15 protein-coding genes are annotated in these 16,915 nt (G+C 70.5%); 6 read left to right on the top strand and 9 right to left on the bottom strand.

The genetic code is table 11. From position 1 onward, the window contains the following. Window position 1: 1 nt before the first annotated feature. Window positions 2–1,222 carry a sarcosine oxidase subunit beta family protein gene (locus ACFQVD_RS36805; protein ID WP_343965817.1) on the bottom strand — a complete coding sequence of 407 codons (1,221 nt, stop codon included), beginning with the start codon at window positions 1,220–1,222 and terminating at the stop codon, window positions 2–4. Between the two features lie 73 nt (window positions 1,223–1,295). Between ACFQVD_RS36805 and ACFQVD_RS36800 the strand changes: the two genes are divergently transcribed. After that, complete coding sequence (locus ACFQVD_RS36800; protein ID WP_343965815.1) at window positions 1,296–1,964, top strand: GntR family transcriptional regulator; 669 nt, start codon at window positions 1,296–1,298, stop codon at window positions 1,962–1,964. 279 nt (window positions 1,965–2,243) lie between these two features. Here the strand turns inward: ACFQVD_RS36800 and ACFQVD_RS36795 are convergent, their stop codons facing one another. Further along, window positions 2,244–4,919: a hypothetical protein gene (locus ACFQVD_RS36795; protein ID WP_343965813.1), complete on the bottom strand. Its 2,676-nt coding sequence runs from the start codon at window positions 4,917–4,919 to the stop codon at window positions 2,244–2,246. 186 nt (window positions 4,920–5,105) lie between these two features. Between ACFQVD_RS36795 and ACFQVD_RS36790 the strand changes: the two genes are divergently transcribed. Further along, a complete protein-coding gene (locus ACFQVD_RS36790; protein ID WP_343965811.1) occupies window positions 5,106–5,234 on the top strand; it encodes a hypothetical protein in 129 nt (42 codons plus the stop codon). Between the two features lie 66 nt (window positions 5,235–5,300). On the opposite strand, the gene ACFQVD_RS36785 is transcribed toward ACFQVD_RS36790, so the two are convergent. The 7 genes from ACFQVD_RS36785 to ACFQVD_RS36755 all read right to left on the bottom strand — a co-directional run bounded on the left by ACFQVD_RS36785 (window position 5,301) and on the right by ACFQVD_RS36755 (window position 12,422). After that, entirely contained in the window at window positions 5,301–6,356 is a 1,056-nt protein-coding gene (locus tag ACFQVD_RS36785) for a TRM11 family SAM-dependent methyltransferase (RefSeq protein WP_343965809.1), read from the bottom strand. Window positions 6,357–6,744: 388 nt separating this feature from the next. Then, the gene (locus ACFQVD_RS36780; protein WP_343965808.1) at window positions 6,745–7,338 is read right to left on the bottom strand and encodes a GNAT family N-acetyltransferase; all 594 of its coding nucleotides are present in this window, start codon (window positions 7,336–7,338) and stop codon (window positions 6,745–6,747) included. Then, window positions 7,335–8,807 (bottom strand): APC family permease, encoded by a 1,473-nt coding sequence (locus tag ACFQVD_RS36775; protein WP_343965806.1) that lies wholly within the window; start codon window positions 8,805–8,807, stop codon window positions 7,335–7,337. The genes ACFQVD_RS36780 and ACFQVD_RS36775 overlap by 4 nt, the downstream gene beginning before the upstream one ends. Before the next feature lie 28 nt (window positions 8,808–8,835). Then, window positions 8,836–9,471, bottom strand: a complete 636-nt coding sequence (locus ACFQVD_RS36770; RefSeq protein ID WP_343965804.1) for a GOLPH3/VPS74 family protein — start codon at window positions 9,469–9,471, stop codon at window positions 8,836–8,838. Window positions 9,472–9,898: 427 nt separating this feature from the next. After that, window positions 9,899–10,030 (bottom strand): hypothetical protein, encoded by a 132-nt coding sequence (locus ACFQVD_RS36765; RefSeq protein ID WP_343965802.1) that lies wholly within the window; start codon window positions 10,028–10,030, stop codon window positions 9,899–9,901. Between the two features lie 82 nt (window positions 10,031–10,112). Then, complete coding sequence (locus ACFQVD_RS36760; RefSeq protein WP_343965800.1) at window positions 10,113–10,886, bottom strand: MerR family transcriptional regulator; 774 nt, start codon at window positions 10,884–10,886, stop codon at window positions 10,113–10,115. A gap of 342 nt (window positions 10,887–11,228) precedes the next feature. After that, complete coding sequence (locus ACFQVD_RS36755; protein WP_343965797.1) at window positions 11,229–12,422, bottom strand: esterase-like activity of phytase family protein; 1,194 nt, start codon at window positions 12,420–12,422, stop codon at window positions 11,229–11,231. 329 nt (window positions 12,423–12,751) lie between these two features. Here ACFQVD_RS36755 and ACFQVD_RS36750 point away from each other — a divergent pair, with 329 nt between their 5' ends. From ACFQVD_RS36750 to ACFQVD_RS36735, 4 genes are all read left to right on the top strand, one after another. Beyond that, window positions 12,752–13,003, top strand: a complete 252-nt coding sequence (locus tag ACFQVD_RS36750; RefSeq protein WP_343965794.1) for a hypothetical protein — start codon at window positions 12,752–12,754, stop codon at window positions 13,001–13,003. A gap of 407 nt (window positions 13,004–13,410) precedes the next feature. Further along, complete coding sequence (locus tag ACFQVD_RS36745) at window positions 13,411–13,968, top strand: helix-turn-helix domain-containing protein (RefSeq protein ID WP_343965792.1); 558 nt, start codon at window positions 13,411–13,413, stop codon at window positions 13,966–13,968. Beyond that, the gene (locus ACFQVD_RS36740) at window positions 13,961–14,842 is read left to right on the top strand and encodes an SRPBCC family protein (protein WP_343965790.1); all 882 of its coding nucleotides are present in this window, start codon (window positions 13,961–13,963) and stop codon (window positions 14,840–14,842) included. The genes ACFQVD_RS36745 and ACFQVD_RS36740 overlap by 8 nt, the downstream gene beginning before the upstream one ends. Window positions 14,843–14,940: 98 nt before the next feature. Continuing rightward, entirely contained in the window at window positions 14,941–16,908 is a 1,968-nt protein-coding gene (locus ACFQVD_RS36735) for a LuxR C-terminal-related transcriptional regulator (protein ID WP_343965788.1), read from the top strand. The last annotated feature ends 7 nt before the right edge of the window (window positions 16,909–16,915 follow it).

Raw genomic sequence — 16,915 nt, 5'->3', positions numbered from 1 at the left:
GTCAGTGGGCCACGGCCGCGGCGCCGTGCTCGTCGATGAGGGCGCCGGTGGTGAACCGCTCCAGGGAGAACGGCGCGTTCAGCGGGTGCGGCTCCCCGGTCGCCATGGTGTGGGCCATGGTCCATCCGGCCGACGGGGTGGCCTTGAAACCGCCGGTCCCCCAGCCGCAGTTGACGTAGAGGTTCTCCACGGGCGTCCTGCCGATGATGGGCGAGGCGTCGGGGGAGACGTCGACGATGCCGCCCCAGGTACGGAGCACGTGCGCGCGGGCGAAGATCGGGAACAGTTCGATCGCCGCCGCCATCTGCTTCTCGATGACGTGGAAGGAGCCGCGCCGGCCGTAGCCGTTGTAGGAGTCCACCCCGGCGCCCATGACCAGCTCGCCCTTGTGCGCCTGCGAGACGTAGACGTGCACGTGGTTCGACATGACCACGGTGGGGTGGACCGGCTCGTACAGCTCGGAGACCAGTGCCTGCAGCGGTTGCGACCGGACCGGCAGCCGGAAGCCGGCCTGCTCCGCCAGGACGCCGCTGTGACCGGCGGCGGCCAGGCCGACCACCCCGGCGTTCACGGTGCCCCGGGTGGTGCGCACGCCGACGACCCGGTCGCCGTCCTTGACGAAGCCGGTGACCGCGCAGTTCTGGATGAGGTCCACGCCCAGCGCGTCCGCGGCGCGAGCGAAGGCCCAGGCCACGTGGTCGTGCTTGGCGATGCCGGCCCGGGGCTGGAACGTCGCGCCCAGCACCGGGTAGCGGACGTCCGGGGAGATGTCGACGATCGGGCACACCTCGGCCACCTCCTCGGCCTCCAGCCACTCCGCGTCGACGCCGTTGAGCCGGTTGGCGTCGACCCGGCGGCGGGCCTCGCGGACGTCCTGGAGGGTGTGGGCGAGGTTGAGCACGCCCCGCTGGCTGAACAGGAAGTCGTAGTCCAGTTCCTCGGGCAGCCGCTCCCACTGCTTCAGCGCGAACTCGTAGATTCCGGCGCTCTCGTCCCACAGGTAGTTGGAGCGGATGATCGTGGTGTTGCGGGCCATGTTGCCACCGGCCAGCCAGCCCTTCTCCAGCACCGCCACGTTGCCGATGCCGTGGTTCCTGGCCAGGTAGTAGGCGGTGGCGAGCCCGTGCCCGCCGCCGCCCACGACGATCGCGTCGTACGACGGCTTCGGCTCCGGGTTGCGCCAGAGCAGGTCGGGGTGTTCGGGGAGCGGGTTCGTGGTCACGCCGAGGCTCCGTTCGGGTCGAGGCCACCTAGTAAACTATTGATATATCAGTTGATGGGGTAATCTACGTCAGGTGCGAGCGACGGTCAACGCAGGGGGCGACGGGGCACCGCTCTCGCTCTCCGAGCAGGCGTACCGAGCCATCCGCGACAGGCTCGTCATGCTCGACATCCGCCCCGGGATGCCGATCAAGGAGGACCAGCTCGCCGCCTCGCTCGACATGGGCAGGACACCCGTCCGCGAGGCACTGAAGCGGCTGGAGGGCGAGCGGCTCGTGGTCGCCTACCCGCGCCGCGGCACCTTCGCCACCGAGGTCAACATCACCGACCTCGCCCACATCTCCGAGGTCCGGCAGCAACTGGAGCCGGTGGCCGCGGCCAAGGCGGCCCTGCGCGCCACGCCGGCGGACCGGATCGCACTCGGCGAGCTCGGCGCGGAACTGGCCCCCGAGCGCATCTCCACCCTGTCGCCGGAGCAGTTGATGCGTCTCGACCTGCGCGTGCACCGCGCCCTGTACGCCGCCACCCGAAACCCCTACCTTGAGGACACCCTGGTCCGCTACGACAACCTGGCCACCCGGATCTGGTGCCTGTTCGTCGACCGGCTCCCCGGCATGGCGGGCCACGTCGGAGAGCACGGCCCGCTGCTGCGCGCCGTCGTCGACGGCGAGGAGGAGCGGGCCGCCCGGCTCGCCGCCGAACACGTCGCGGGCTTCGAACGCGAGGTCCGCGCCCTGCTCTGACCCCCCGGCCGCCCTCATACCCGCGTCCTCGTGACTGAGGATGTGGCAGTGCGGGACCGTCTTGCCGGTGTGGTCGGTGAAGTGGATCCGGTGACGGGCCACCGGCGAAGCCACTCACCACCGAGGTCATCCGTACCAACGGCACTCGGGCCCGGTTCGTCACTCGTTTCGAGGACGTGAGGCACGTGCTGAGCGACCGTAGACTGTTCGACCAAGCTCCCGGTGGAGCGGAGCTGACATTCGTCGGCCTGTGTCTCCGGCTCTACCGGCCCGGTTCGGTCACCAGGGGTCTGACGTACGGCCGCCGACCTCGATGCCGAAACGTTGGAGCCGTTGTGCCTCCTGAGCGCGTCCGAGGTGCTGGAGCAGGAACCACAGTCGGCGGTCGGATTTGGGGACTCCCGCCTCGATGCTGTGACGCAGCCACCGTTCGGACTCCGTGTGGCGCCCGGCCCGCTCCAGTTGGAGGGTCAGGTCCTTCATGGCGGATGTGCCGCCGGCTTCGGCGACCTCGCGCAACCACCGCTCGGTCACAGGCCCGAACGCGACCCTGCTGAGCAGGGAAATTCTGCTGTCACCGGTTTCGACGACGGTCCGCAACGCCTCCCTGGCGTCCTGACGGTGCTCCCCGCCGGCGATCCACATGGGACCCAGGGTCACCGCGGTGTCGTTGTCCGCCTCGGCCGCGCGGCGAAGCCAGTGTTCGACGTTCTCGTCGTCCCCGGCGCGCGCCAGCAGACCCGCCCAGACGCACATCGCGTCACCGTCACCGGCGCGGGCGGCGCGACACAGCCACCGTTCGGCGCCGTCGTTCTCGCCGGCGTGCAGCAGCCTTGCCCCGAGGACGCGCATCGCGTAGGCGCTGCCCCCGCGCGCCGCGCCGGTCCACATCTGGTTCACCTCCGGCTCACGTCCCTTACCGACGAGCAGGCGGTGGAGCATTCTCAGCGCTGTTCCGTCGCCACGATCGGCCGCCTGGCGGAGGACCGACTCGACCGCGGGATCGTCGCGGGTCCACATCTTTCTGTCGGACATGGAGACGATCGCCTCGCGGATACCGGCTTCGGCGCCACGCAGGAGCCAGTTCTCGTACTCGGGGTGATCCGACCACCGAAGCGTCGCCGTCCACCACAGCATCGCCTCACGGTCGCCGGCCTCGGCTGCCTGACGCAGCCTCTTCAGCCAGTCGTCCGCTTCGTGGGAACGACCGGTGTCCCTCAGCCGGGAGGCGAGTGCGGCGATCGACTGCGCGTGGCCCCTTTCCGCGGCACCACGCACCACCGGCTCCATCTCGTCCTCGCGCCCGGCCTGCTTCAGCCAGGTGACGAGCCTGCCCACCGCCCAACCATTGCCGGCTTCGACGGCCTGCCGGAGCCGGCGCTCGCCCGCTTCCCGGTGCCCGGCTTCGTACAGCAGGGCCCCCAGCCGGCACATGGCCGAGATGTTTCCCGCCTCGGCCGCCGGCTGGGCCAGGCGCACAGCGTACTGGAAGAGGTAGCGTAGCTCGGCCGCCGCCGCCAGCAGGTCCCGATCATCGGCGCCGACGGCGTGGTCGGCCAGGGCATCCCATGCCTCGGTGGGCAGGCGTGCGTTCCCGCGTGCGCCCCGGGCATATTGATCAAGGTAGTCGTGCAGGCCGTAGGAGTCCGGCGGCCCCATTCCCGGCGCGATGCGATTCGGCTCCAAAGCGTGAATCCCCCGGACGGTCTCGGTCGCGTCCGCCAGCGCGGAGGCGAACCAGCCGCCGCCCACGGCCCGCTGCGCGGGTGTCAGGTATCCGGAGACGGCCTGTTCCAACAGCGTCGCGGGAAGCGGTTCACGGTGACCGAGGCGGCGGGCGTCCATCGCCGCTGTGATCAGGGCTCGGCCGTGGGGCCCGAAGATGTGCTCGTACCGATCGACCAGCATCTCGCCACCGGCCAGAACCTGGATGATCCTCATGCTCGGCCCCGCGGTCCGCAACGCGGTGGCCAGCCGTGGATCCACAACGGACAGGGAGTCCAGCTCGGCTCGCTCGGCATCGGTCGCCAGGGAGAAGTCGTCCGGGACGTCGACCTTGTGGACCCGGCTGATCTTGAGCAGTTCCCGTATCTGGGCGTGCCGGTCCGGCGCTCCCTCCTCCGGCTGCGCGGTGAAGGTCTGCCAGTACTTCGGCCACATGCTGCCGAGCACCACGACAAGCCTGCGGTCGTCGGTGAGCAGCCGCCGCAGGCGCGAGGCGATCGACGGGCCGTGCTCGCCTTCGAGATACAGCCGCGTCTCGTTCAGCCAGAGCAGCGACCGGGACGCCACGTTCCCCGCGAGCAACTCGTCGAGTTCCCCGCCGTCGGCCGGATGAACGATCTGCCAGCCGGAAAGATACCGAATGTTCTTGACGGCTTCGTAGCAGGCGCGGGTCTTGCCGGTCGAGGATCCGCCGACCAGCACCGCCATCACACTGCCGCGGCAGGGGTCCAGCAGATCGCGCAGCTCGGCGTCGTGACCACGACGGACATACCTCGGCAACGCGGCGAGAGGTGGCGGCTGCGGATTCTCACCGTGCTCGATCGCACGGTGCACGCCCAGATCGAACGGATCCCACCGGCTTATCGGCCTGCCCCGGGCCGGCCCTTTCCCCGTCGTCTCACCGGGCAGGCGCGCCGGCTGGGCGGCGTCGATCAGGTTGTTCCAGTAGCGCCGGTCTGGGGGCGGTTCACCTGCCCACACGCTCCACAGCCGCACGATCGCCAGCACCTTGTCGCTGTCGGCCGCCATGGGCACGTGAGCCCTGGCCGGGTCGTCCGGCAGCCAGTCACTGAACCGCTGGGCGTGCACGGTCACCATGTAGGGGGCTCTGGCCAGGGCTTTCGCCGCCTCTCGCCGCGAACTCACGGCACCCGCCGCCCGGCGGGCGGCTCTGGCACGACGTTCCAGGGCTCGTAACTCGTCGTACAGCCTGCGAGCCGCCTCAGACACCGTCCACTCCTCGCTGCCGCCCGGACAGGCGGTGCCCGCTGCGGGCGGCGGCGGGCAGATCCGTGATCAGGAGCCTAGAACCGAATCGCCCGCGGCGCCCGCGATCCACGACTTACCAGCCACTACCGGCGCACTCTTCTCCCAACACCCGGCCAGACAGGGCCGGACCGCACAGGGAGACCCGTTATGAACCTCCAGAATCGGACCGTTCACCGCCTGATCCGAGCCGTCGGGCTCGCGTTCGTCTGCGGCATCGCGACCGCTGCCGGCTCGGCCGTGGTCACCGGCGTCATCTGGTGGATCCAGGCACGCTGAGTCTCAGCGATCCGGCACCGCTCGCCCTCCGCCACTCGGAAGCCGGCGGGGTCGCCCCCGCCGCGCTCATCCTCCCTGTGTTCGACGCCGGGACGGCTGTCGTGGACGCCGCTCCCCCGCCGTGAGCCGGACGATGTACGAACTGGCGCCGGAGAGCCGGACCTGCTGGACGTGGACGGGGACCAGCCGGTGCCGGATGGCGGTGCCGAGGTCGTCGGTGTCGGGGATCAGCACCACCGCCATTCCGTCGGGAGCGAGGACCCGCCGCAGCTCCGTCCACCACCGGGAGAAAGCCCCGTCGAGCAGGCCGTGCGCGGCGACCTGCGTACCCCAGGGCGGGTTGCACACGACGCGGTCGACGCTGCCATCGGCCAGCGGCAGGTCACCGGCGTCGGCCTGGCGGACGGTGACGGCCCGCAGATCCGCCGCGTTCGCACGCGCCGCCCGCAGCGCGTCCGGGTCCAGGTCGAAGCCGCAGAAGCGGGCGTCCGGCCGCAGCCGCCCGGCCTCGATGAGCAGGGTTCCGGCACCGCAGCAGGGGTCGAGCACCCGGTGGTCGGACCGGATGTCGGCCATCCGGGCCATCGCCGCGGCCAACGGAGGATGCAGGGTGCCCGGGATCGTGCACCGCTTGTAGGTACGGCGGTGCAGCGGCCGGTCGGTGATCCTCAGCAGAAGCGTCGCCCGGGTGCCGTCCAGGATCAGCCGCCACGCGCTGTGGGTCGGCGGGGGCGCGGCGCCCCCGCGCCGCGAGTGGTAGCCGGCTCCCAGCCGCCACGCCAGGGCCCGGCCGACGGCGTCCTCGACGTCGTACCGGTTGAAGTTCCGCCTTCCCAGGAAGGACGCCGACACCTCGACACCGGTGAGCTCACCGGAGCCTCCACAGCCCAGCCGGTGCCGGAGCAGCGTGTCCACATCGGTGACGGCCGCGAGCTCGGCGAGCGCGTCGACGCCCGTTCTGGCCGCTCCGATGTCCGGCACTTGGGCGGCGAGCAGGAACACGTCGTCCGCGGTGCGCAGCCGGACCACCCCGGGCTCCGGCCGGGGCGCACGGAAGTGCACCTCACGGTGGCCCAGACGGGTGATCGGACCGAGTCCGAGCTGGAGGATCTCGGAGGCCACGACGGGCTCCAGTCCTCGGACGCACCGCGCCACCAGGCGCGCCGCCGTCACGAGACGGCGAGGGCGCTGGGACGCGGGGCGGTGAGAAAACGCGCGCGAGTGCGCATGATGATCGTTCTTCTCCCACGTCAAGGTTCGGGACGGCGCCACGCCGCCCCGCCTCGTCGACGACGGGGGTTCCTCGCCTCGCCGACGGTCCCTTAACGCAGGTGGAAGAAGAAGATCATGGAACGAATGCTAGCAGCCCGATCAGTGCCGTATCCGCCCAAGGGGAGCACATCACACTCGTGCGACACCGGCCGGACCGGCCCGGACGCGACGGCCCGCACGGTTCGGCCCGCCCGCGCCTCGGGTCCGGTCGCGACACCGTGACCGGCGGGAGGCCCGGTCAGAGGTTCGGCGGGCGCCACATCGGGAACATCGGCGGGCCGTCGGGCATGAACATCGGGTCGCCGAGGTCCTGATAGCCGTGGCGCAGGTAGAGCCTGCGGCTGCGGGTGCTGCTGGCCTCCAGGTACGCGGGTATGCCCGCCTCGTCAAGCCCGCGGTGGTACTCCCCGAGCAGCCGGGTCCCCGTCCTCCGTCCCTGGTGCCCGGGGAGTACGGCGAGGAACGCCAGGTAGTGGTGCGGGTCGTGGGGGTGGCGCTTGTCCATCTCCTCCCCCATCTGCCCGATGCGCTCCGCGTGGGGACCGGCGAACGCCTCCACCCGGGCGTCCCGGTCGGGGATCTCGGGAAGCGGCTCGGCGCCTTTGTGAAACCAGACGGCCACGGCGGACATGTCGGCCGTCGCGTGGACCTCGCCGTGGACGAGGGCGCTCTCGGTGACCATGGAGAAGAAGGGGGGCATCACCCGGCGGCGGTCGTCGTCCGGCGGGATCATCCAGGCCGAGATCTCCTGCTCGTGGAAGGAGGTGGCGATGATCGCACCAATGGTCTCGGCGGCTCCGGGAGTGTTCCGAACGCGAATGATCTCTGTCATTCGGTCCCTCCCACGGCCGCCTGGGCGCCCCGCCCGATGTTCGCGTACACCTTCGGCCGGTTGGCCCGCAGGGCGAGTCCCCACATGACGCCGAGCCCCACGGCGACGAAGTAGACGGCGGGCATGATCCAGCGCAGCGGAGAGTCGGGGGCCACGCCGAGCACGGTGTCGAAGTTGACCATGACGAGCACGATGACCACGATCAGCAGGACCGAGGAGACACCCGGGGCGATCCTGGTCCGCCAGGCGTTCTCCTCCTTGGGATTCTTGCTGAAGAAGACCAGCACGGAGATCGAGGTGGCCGCCAGCATCATGAGCAGTCCCAGGCCACCGAACGATCCGACGGTGAAGAACAGCTGGACGACCGGATCCAGGCCGAAGAGCGCGTATATGACGATCGTGACCAGCCCGATGACACTCTGCGCCACCGAGCCGTTGACCGGGGCACCGGTCCGGGGGGAGGTACGGCCGAAGGTCTCGGGCAGCACCCTCTCCCTGCCGAGGGCGAAGACGTAGCGGGAGATCGTGTTGTGGAAGGCGATCAGCGCGGCGAAGAGACTCGTCACGAAGAGGAGGGAACCGATGGTGGCGACGGTCGCCCCCAGGTGCTGCCCGGCCAGGTTGAACAGGAGGGCCGAACTCTGCTCGCGCGTGGCCTCGACGATCTTGTCCGAGCCGATCGGCACGGTCATCGCCCAGGACGACAGCGCATAGAGGCCGGAGATGACGGCGAGTGCGATGTAGGTCGCGATCGGCACCGTGCGCCTCGGGTCCTTGGTCTCCTCGGAGAACACCACCGACGACTCGAAGCCCGCGAAGGACGCGATGCAGATCGCGACCACCGCTCCGATCCCGGGGACGAAGAGGTTCGACGGGTCGAAGACGTCGAGGCTGTAGCCCGAGGCCGCCGGGTTGATCAGGTCCGCGATGTCGAACACGACGACGACGGCTATCTCCGTCAGCAGCAGGACCGAAAGGACCTTCCCGTTCACGTCGACCCGCATGAGGCCGAGCACCCCGGTCAGCACCCAGGCGACCAGCCCGATCACCCACCAGGGCGGAGAGCTTCCGAACCAGTCGGCGATCAGCGGCTGGGCGGCCGCACCGATCATGCCGTAGAGACCCACCTGGAGCGCGTTGTAGGCCAGCAACGCGACCCACGCGGTCGCCACACCCACCGGCCTGCCGAGCCCTTTCGCGGTGTACGCGTAGAACGCCCCGGCGTTGACGACGTAACGGGCCATCGTCACGTAGCCGACGGCGAACAGGCCCAGGATGGCTCCGAGCAGGATGAAGGCGAGCGGCACGCCGATCACGCCGGTCGCGGCGTAGGCGGCGGTCACCGAGCCACCGATGACGGTCAGCGGCGCCGCCGCCGAGATGACGAAGAACACCACCGACGGCACACCGAGGCGGTCCTGGGCGAGCGCGGCGGAAACGGCGCTGGCCCTTCGTTCTGTCACGGACATTGGGATCCTTGAAATGAGGGGGGTGGGTTCACCGGCGGCTGATGACGGAGTCACCTACGGCAGCCTCGGTCTGGGCGATCAGTTCCTGGAGCGGCGCCGGGAGGGCGGCGATCGAATCGGAGAGGTATCTCGGGTTCTGCTCCCACAGGACGAGCTGGTTGCCGCCGGTCGCGACGAGCAGCCCCAGCAGGACGCCGTCCTGGACGCTGAGTGGCTCACGGCGTTGGATCGCCAGGTTGACGCGTCCGCCGGGCCACGCCGCGATGTTCACGTCGACCGGCACCTGCCTCCGCGACGGGCGTCTGCCGGGCGGGCGCAGCAGCCCGCCGGCGGTCATCCGGGCCGCCACGTCGGCGCGTGCCGTACGGGCGAGGAACTGCAACCAGGTACGGAAACGGTGTGCGGGTTCGGCGACGACGTGGCCCAGGGCGGTCCTGGTGAGCGCGTCCTCGGGCGGCGCCGCGTCGAGAACGACGAGCCCGATCTGCCCCGCCGCCAATCCCACGGTTATCCGCCCGGCGAGCATCAGTTCTCCCAGGATGGCGGCGGCCAGCCCCAGACCGGTCAGGCGGGCATGAAGCCTCATCCGGCCGGTCGCATTGTCATGCATGACAAAGAACAGGTCGTCAGCCAGTCGGGATCCTGAAAGATCAACTTCAGCCACGAACGGCGATCGTATAGGTAAATTGTTAAATCTGCCATTGCGCGAATAAAGTTCTGCCGCGTAGCGGATGGCTCCGAGCGGGAATCGGAGAAAAGGAAGTCGCCCGCCCACGACCGAGGCGGCAATGGCCGGAACCCCGGGCCGGAAAGCTCCCGGCAGGGTGCGGACGCCCCCTACCGGAGACCGGCGATCACCTGGATGACCTGGTACGCGAAGAAGAAAACCCGCCTCACGCCGGCAGCGCGAAGCGGGCCTTCGAAGGTTTTTCCCCGCCGGGAAAATCCAGCCGAGCGAGCCGCGCGGAGCGGGAATCAGCGGGACCCGGGCAATTAGTGTCGGTCTTTAATGCGGAAAGTTACACCGGCCAGGGACCGGAATGGCGCGGTAACGGCTTCCGCACACCCGGTGTCGAATCACGGCCACGGCTTCAGGCGGCGCGAACGGGCTGCCGGAGTACGGTCAGCATCTTCTCCGGGTCGGTCTCCCCCGTGTCGGACAGGTAGGTCTCGTGGTACAGGCCGTTCCGGACCAGCCCCTCGCTCCGCATCAGCACGTCCATCCTGGCGAGGGTCTTCGGACCGAGAGGCCGCGCACGGGACCGAACTCCACCACTTCGGGATCGTCCGCGGCCGAATACCAGTTCATTCCGGGTCCTCCAGTTTGATCATCAGATGGGTCACCAGCCGGTTCTGCGGCGTGGTGACGGGATTGGAGACGTACACCTCGCGCAGCGGGCCTTCGGGCGTGTGCCCGCGCTCGCCCACCCAGGCGAGCAGCGCGTGCGCGGTGAGCGGGATCTGGTCGTAAGGACCGACGTGCGTCACCGAGGCGTACAGGCCGCCGGGCAGCACGTCCGGGGACGTCCCCGGCACGTCCTCGGACGTCTCCACGGTGACGGCCACGGCGAGTTCCCGCGTGAGATCCAGCGGGAACAGCCCGATCAGCAGCCCCTTCGGGGTGCCCACGGCGGCGAGCAGCCGGGCCACGCACGCCGAGGTGACGACGCCGATCCGGTCCGGCGTCGCGATGTCCCTGACGACGGCCACCCGCCGGGCGGGCTCACGGACCACCGTCACCTCCGGCCGGGGCAGACCGTCTGCGAGGATGCGTTCGAGCGCGGCGAAGTTGCGCTCGCGGCGCGCCAGATCGGCCTCCATCCGGTCGCGTACGCCACCGAGCGCACCCGTGTCGCCGGCCAGCACCCGCCCGATCGAGGTAAGGGGTACGTCGATGGAGCGGAGCAGGCCGATCAGCATCGCGGCGCGCGCCTGGTCCGGCCGGTAGTAGCGGTAGCCGGTGTCCGGATCGACGTGGTCCGGGGGCAGCAGGCCCAGCTCGTCATAGTGACGCAACTGCTTGACGCTGAGCCGGCAGAGCCTCGCGAACCGCCCGATCGGCAGGTATGCCTCGTTCACGCCATCAGCTCCAACGAGGGGACTGCCGGATTCGCCTGGCAGGGGAATCGCCTCCTTGACACGGTTTCCGGGTTCGAAACGGGCAGGGCTTGTCCGTCGCCTACCTCAGCCGAGGGAAGCGAGAAGCCGTTCCTCTCGGGAGCGGAGGAGTCACCAGCATGGAGGCTCCCACAGTGGGAGAGTTCAACCGGGCGAGAAGCGGGCGAGCCGGAGATCGCATCCGGGCGCGCAGTGGCCTCACGCGGCCGCTCATGGAGCGGCGCGGCCGGGACCCGTGTCACGGGTCCCGGCCGCGCCTGGGTCTTTCAGAGCCCGGGTCCGGGCGGCCTCACCTCGCGGCGGTCAGCAACCCCTGGCCGCGAAGGCCAGGAACTGGGTGACCTCCTGCTCGCTGAAGTTGTCGTCGGAACCGATCACCAGCGTGCACTCGCCGTTGCGCAGGCGCGGTCCCCAGGCGAGGCTCTCCAGGTTCTGCACCGGTGTCCGCACCGTGCTGAGGTCGGAGACCAGGCGCTTGGAGACCGGGCGGTACGGGCGGCCGGTCGACAGGCTGTCCCTGCTCAGCACGTTCGTGGCACCGCGCAGGTCGATCTCGTACAGCTTGACCTTGTAGTTGACGCCCTCGATCCAGGAGCGTTCGAGGGCGAGGTAGCGGTAGTCGTCGATCGCCAGGATCTCCGAGACGCCGCTGTCGGACTGGCCGGTCGGCGGGATCGGCGCCGCCGGCAGCGGGTCGATCGGGTAGACGTACTGCCCGCGCGGCCTGCCGTCGCGGCTCCACACGGTGATGCGGGCCGGGGCGCCCTTGGTGGCGGTCGGCGGCTCGCCGTCCTCGTACCTGGGCCCCTCGGTGACCGCCGTGATGGTGCGCGCCGTGGAGGTCAGGCCCTCGAAGCCGAAGTTGCGCCGGGGGCCGCTGTCGGTGGCGGTCATCTTCATGTTGCGGGGGGTCGTCAGCTCTCCGAGGTGGCGGCCCCGGGTGTTGGTCCAGCGGACGAACAGGTCGGAGACCGGGATCTCGGGATGCGTCGCGTCCGGCCGGTCGCCCTCGTGACCCCAGAGCAGCCGGTTGCTCCACCTGTCGTAGCGGATCGTCTCGGGATCGGCGGACCCGGCCCGGCCGTAGGCGGGATAGGGGGTCCCGTCGGGCCGCCGCAGGGTGGTGACCCCGGTGAGGTTCACCCCGGTGAAGGCTCCGGTGACCGGGTTGATGTCAAAGCGGCCGGTGTAGAAGCGGGCCGGGTTGTAGCGCCACCGGTCGTCGGAGATGAGGTACCAGGTGCCGGTACGCGGGTCACGGTCGATGCCGGAGATGCCGCCGACCGTGGTCCCCCGGAACCGCATCTTGTTCGGCAGGCGCTGCTCACCGAGGAAACGGGTGATCCGGACCCCCCTCGTGGGCGCCGCGGCCTCCGACCGGGCGTCCGCCGTCGACCGTCGGGCGTCCGCCGTCGACGCCTGCGCGCCGACGGCCCCGAGGCTGACCGCCGTCGCGATCGCGGCCGTGATCGCCGCGATTCTTCGCGAATTGGCCATATGACTCTCCTCATCCCAGAAAAGATCCCGAAGGACTGGCGGGAATATGAGATCGCGGATTGCTGAAAATATCCACGAGAATCAGCACTTGAATGCTCATTGGCCGCTCAATGACAAGGAAGAATCAGCCATTTTTCCTGTATTTTCAGTTTTGAAGTAAAGGATTACGACAATGCACTTGAAAGCACGCGAGAAGGGCATCTCATCACCGCCGATCAGGATGACCCGCCATCCGCCGGACACGGGTTCGGGGGCGCGCGCACGGCGGGAGTACGCTCGAAGGGACACCGACAACCCCGCCGGGTCTATTCCACATCGGACGGCGAACCATGGCGGATATCGAACCCACGTGCGAACTACACCTGCGGATATTCGGCCAGCCTCACGACCTGATGCTGCGCCTGCACGGCCACGAGCCCACCGAGGACGACGTGGCGGGCTGGATGCGGGCCGGCTCCGTGATCAGGCTCCAGGTCACCGAGACGGCGGGCCGGGTCCCGCACACCATGCTGGTGAATTTCAGCAGCGTGGTCTTTGCCTGGATCTGCCCTTACCAGTCCGGCCGGGGGATGAATCCGTGAAGCCGGACCGCCACCCCCAGGCCTCACACAGGTTCGGACAGACGCGATGATGACCGACTAATTAAGCATCTATCGCGATATATACGGGAATGGGCTCCCAATACCGCTGAAATGGCGCAGAGTCCGCGATCCATTCCGGTGCCGAGCCCCGATGAGGACGACCCTCGGCGCCGGATTCCCGCCCATCCGCCGCCGTGACCGCCGGTGGCGGCTTTCACCATCCGGAGCGACCGGCGCCCCGGCCCACGACCGGGCCGATGACCGGAAGGCGAGGCGGCCGGCCCGCACGGGTGGCCCTCTCGACACCCGCCCGTCCGCGCGATGCGGGCTCGCGACTCCGCCCCGCCGAGGGCGATGCGCCCGATTCATTGACAAAACAAAATTTTACGTACAGGATCGATTTTGCGATGAGGGATGTCCTGTATCTGGAGCAGATCGATCAGGCCGAGGCGCTGCTCAAGCCGCAGCGTATCGAGGTGCTGCGGCGGCTCGCCGAGCCGCGCTCGTGCACCGAGGTGGCGGCCCTGCTCGACCAGACCCCGCAGCGGGTCTACTACCACGTGAAACGCCTGGTGGAGGCGGGCCTGGTGACCCAGGTGTCCGAGCGCAGGGTGCGCGGCATCCACGAGGGCGTCTACCAGGCGAGCGCCCGCTCCTACTGGCTCTCGCCCCGTCTCGTCGGCCGGATCGGCCTGCGCGGAACCCGGGACGAGCTGGGCCTGGGCTACCTGCTCGACCTCATGGAGGAGGTCCAGGCCGATATCGGCGCGCTGGACAGGACCGCGCCCGAGCTGCCGTCCGTCGGCGTGTCCGGCGAGATCCGGGTGCCGCCGGAACGGCGCCAGGAGTTCCTGAGCGACCTCCGGTCCACCCTCCAGGACCTTTTCACCCGCTACGGCGGCACCGAAGGTGACGCTTTCAAGCTCGCCGTGGCCTGCTACCCCAAGGGAGAACCCCGTGAGTGAGCCGATGAGGCTGAACGCACGCATGGCCGCACCGCTCAAGGCCGTCCACCACGCCCTGACCGACCCGGCCGAGCTACGCGTCTGGCTGGCCGAGCACGCCGAGGTCGAACTGCCGCAACGGTACGAGTTCTGGGGACGCCACACCCCCGAGGGCCACGCGCCCCACCAGCGCCCGCTGCACGTCGACGACCACACGCTGCGCCTGTCGTGGCTGCTCGACGGCGAGGAGACGACGGTCGAGATCCGGCTGGAGGAGGAGAGCGCGGAGTCGACCGCCCTGTCGCTCTCCCAGACCCATTTCGACTACCGGGAGGCGATCTCCGGCAACGGCGGCGTCCTGGGCATGCTGCAGACGTTCTGGTGCCTGTCGATCGCGAACCTGGTCGACCACCTGGAGGGCCGCGAGCTCACCCCGAAGTGCGACTTCACCTCCCCGCGCATGCGGGAGCGGCTCCTCATCGGCGCCTCGCCCCAGGAGGTGTACGACTCGCTCGTCGACTCGGAGAAGTTCAGCCGGTGGTTCGGCTACCGGATCGACATCGAGCCGTATGTCGGCGGGCGCTTCGCCATGGGTGGCTTCGAGGCGGACAGCTCACCTGCGAAGGTCGTCGAGGCGGAGCCGGGGCGCAGGTTCTCCCTGGAGTGGCCGGGTCTCGGCGTCACCACCTGGGAGCTGGAGGGCTCGGACGGCGCGACGCGGCTCACCTTCATGCAGAGCGGCTTCGACGAGGGCAACCCCCCGTACGCCGGGTGGATGGGCTGGCTCAGCGGCGTCGCCGAGCTGCGCCGCTTCCACGAGCTGAGCGACTGGCAGCCGATCTGGTTCGATTTCGAGCCTCCCACCCTGCCCGAGGAGACCACCGCGACCAGGTGACCGCGCGCCCTTGGGCCCGCGTACCGGCGAAAGGGCCGGCATCCTCGGTTCACTCGGCTCCGCGTGTATCACCGGCGGGCGGCGCGCCTCATATCGCTGTGAGAAACCCACGGTCCCCCTGGCCGTTCACGGCCAGAGCTGAGGAGCTTGATCTCGTACGGCGAAACCTCTCCGCCGGCCGCCGGGGGATCGTCGTGACCGGTGCGGCGGGCAGCGGCCGGAGCCGCCTGACCGCCGAGGCCGTACCCGAGGCGATGCGTGACTCGGTGCTCGTCGTGGACGACGCCCATCTGCTCGACGACGCCTCGGCCGCGCTCGTCCACGAGCTGGCACTCGGCGGGCGCACCCGCCTGCTCGTCACGGTCAGGGAGGGCGAGCCCGCGCCGGAGGGCGTCTCCAGGCTCTGGACGGAGAATCTGCTGCCGCGCCTGACACTGGCCCCCCTGACGGAGCGTGCCTGCGCCGAACTGCTGGCGCGGGCGGTGGGCGGCTACGTGGACGCCCTCACCGTCCGGCGCCTGTACCGGGCGAGCCGCGGCGACCTGCGGCTGCTGCGCGAGCTGGTCGTCGCCGTGCACGCCGGCGGAGACCTGAGCCACGTGTCGGGCACCTGGACCTGGCGGGGCACGCCGCCGATCACCGCGCGCGTCCGGGAACTGGTGGAGGAGACGATCCGCGACCTCGACACCGAGGAGCGGGAGGCGCTGGAGTTCATCGCGTCCGGCGAGCCGTCGGGCACGGGTGCGCCGAGCGCGGGTGCGGATGTGCCGGGTGCCCTCCTGGCCCCCGCCGTCCTCGAACGCCTGCGGGCGAGGGGGCTCGTCACCGTGGACGACCGGCTCGTCCACCCGCTGCACGGCCCGGTGCTGCGGGCCGCGGCGGCGGAGCCCTGCCACTCGGGCGGGCCTTCCGGCGGGCGAAGGGCCCCGCGGGCCTCCGCGCTGGCGGCCGAGTGCGAGGAACTGGCCGCACGCGCGTACGCGGGACGGCTCGCGGAGATACCCCGGGGCATCGGCGAGCGGATGGCCGAGGACGACACCGGCTGGGACGAGCCCGCGATGCCGGAGTTCTGCGCGCGGCGCGCCCGCGTCGCCCGGCTCCGCGGGGAGACCCGCGAGGCCATGGCCTGGAGCCGCGAGGGACTGCGCCGCTCTCCCCACCACCACGCCTGCCTGGCCGAACTCGCCCACGCCGCCGCCTACGTCGGCGACCTGACGACGGCCTGGCAGGCCCTCTCGCGCGGTCCCGCCCCCGCCGGGGAGGCCCGGACGCGCCCGTGGCCGGTGACCGGCGCACGGCCTCCGGCGCCCGCGGAGAACACCCGGTCGCCCGCGCCCGGCACGGACACCTGGCGGCGGGCACCCACCGGGGGCACCCGGTCGCAGGCGCCCGCCCAGGACCACCGGCCGTGGGCATCCGCCGCCGTACCGGCACGGACCTGGGCACTCGCCGCCGAGGGGGACCTCGACGGCGCCCTGCGGTCCGCGCTCGGCCTCGCCGGAGACGGCCTGTTCGGAGACGACCTGTTCGCCCTGCACGACGTGGTGCGACTCGGCTCCCCAGAGCTGGTCGCCGACCGGCTCGGGGAACTGGCCGACCGCGCGGAGGGGGACCTCGCTCCCCTGCTGGCGAGGCACGCCCGCGCGCTGGCCCGGCGCGACGGGGACGCCCTGGACAAGGTGGCACGGGGGCTCGCCGACCTCGGCCTGATGCTCCACGCCGCGGAGGCGTCCGCGCACGCCGCCCTCGTCCACCCCGACCGGCGCGCCTCGCAGGCGTCCAGGGACCGGGCCTCGGCGCTGGCGGGCGCCTGCCAGGGGGCGCGCAGCTCCGCGCTGGTCAACCTCGCGCTGCCGAGGCTGACCGCCCGCCAGCGGCAGATCGTCAGCCTCGCCGCGGCGGGCCTGACCAACCGGCAGATCGCCGAGCAGCTCACGGTGTCGATCCGCACGGTCGCCAACCACCTGTGCGACGCCTACGCGCGGCTCGGCAGCAGCGACCGCGCCGGCCTGGAAGGGCTCTTCACCGTCGGCCGGCGCGGCGACCGGGCGGGCGGGCACCGGTGAGACGATC

This window comes from Streptosporangium amethystogenes subsp. fukuiense (genome assembly GCF_042665875.1).
Classification (GTDB): Bacteria; Actinomycetota; Actinomycetes; order Streptosporangiales; family Streptosporangiaceae; genus Streptosporangium; species Streptosporangium fukuiense.
Note: the sequence above shows the minus strand (reverse complement) of the source record. Positions and strands in the feature narration are given on the sequence as shown.

Coding starts and splice junctions, on each gene's coding strand:
- ACFQVD_RS36790 (WP_343965811.1), top strand. CDS start 5,106: ATGAACCTCCAGAATCGGACCGTTCACCGCCTGATCCGAGCCGTCGGG.
- ACFQVD_RS36780 (WP_343965808.1), bottom strand. CDS start 7,338: ATGACAGAGATCATTCGCGTTCGGAACACTCCCGGAGCCGCCGAGACC.
- ACFQVD_RS36775 (WP_343965806.1), bottom strand. CDS start 8,807: ATGTCCGTGACAGAACGAAGGGCCAGCGCCGTTTCCGCCGCGCTCGCC.
- ACFQVD_RS36765 (WP_343965802.1), bottom strand. CDS start 10,030: ATGGACGTGCTGATGCGGAGCGAGGGGCTGGTCCGGAACGGCCTGTAC.
- ACFQVD_RS36755 (WP_343965797.1), bottom strand. CDS start 12,422: ATGGCCAATTCGCGAAGAATCGCGGCGATCACGGCCGCGATCGCGACG.
- ACFQVD_RS36750 (WP_343965794.1), top strand. CDS start 12,752: ATGGCGGATATCGAACCCACGTGCGAACTACACCTGCGGATATTCGGC.
- ACFQVD_RS36745 (WP_343965792.1), top strand. CDS start 13,411: ATGAGGGATGTCCTGTATCTGGAGCAGATCGATCAGGCCGAGGCGCTG.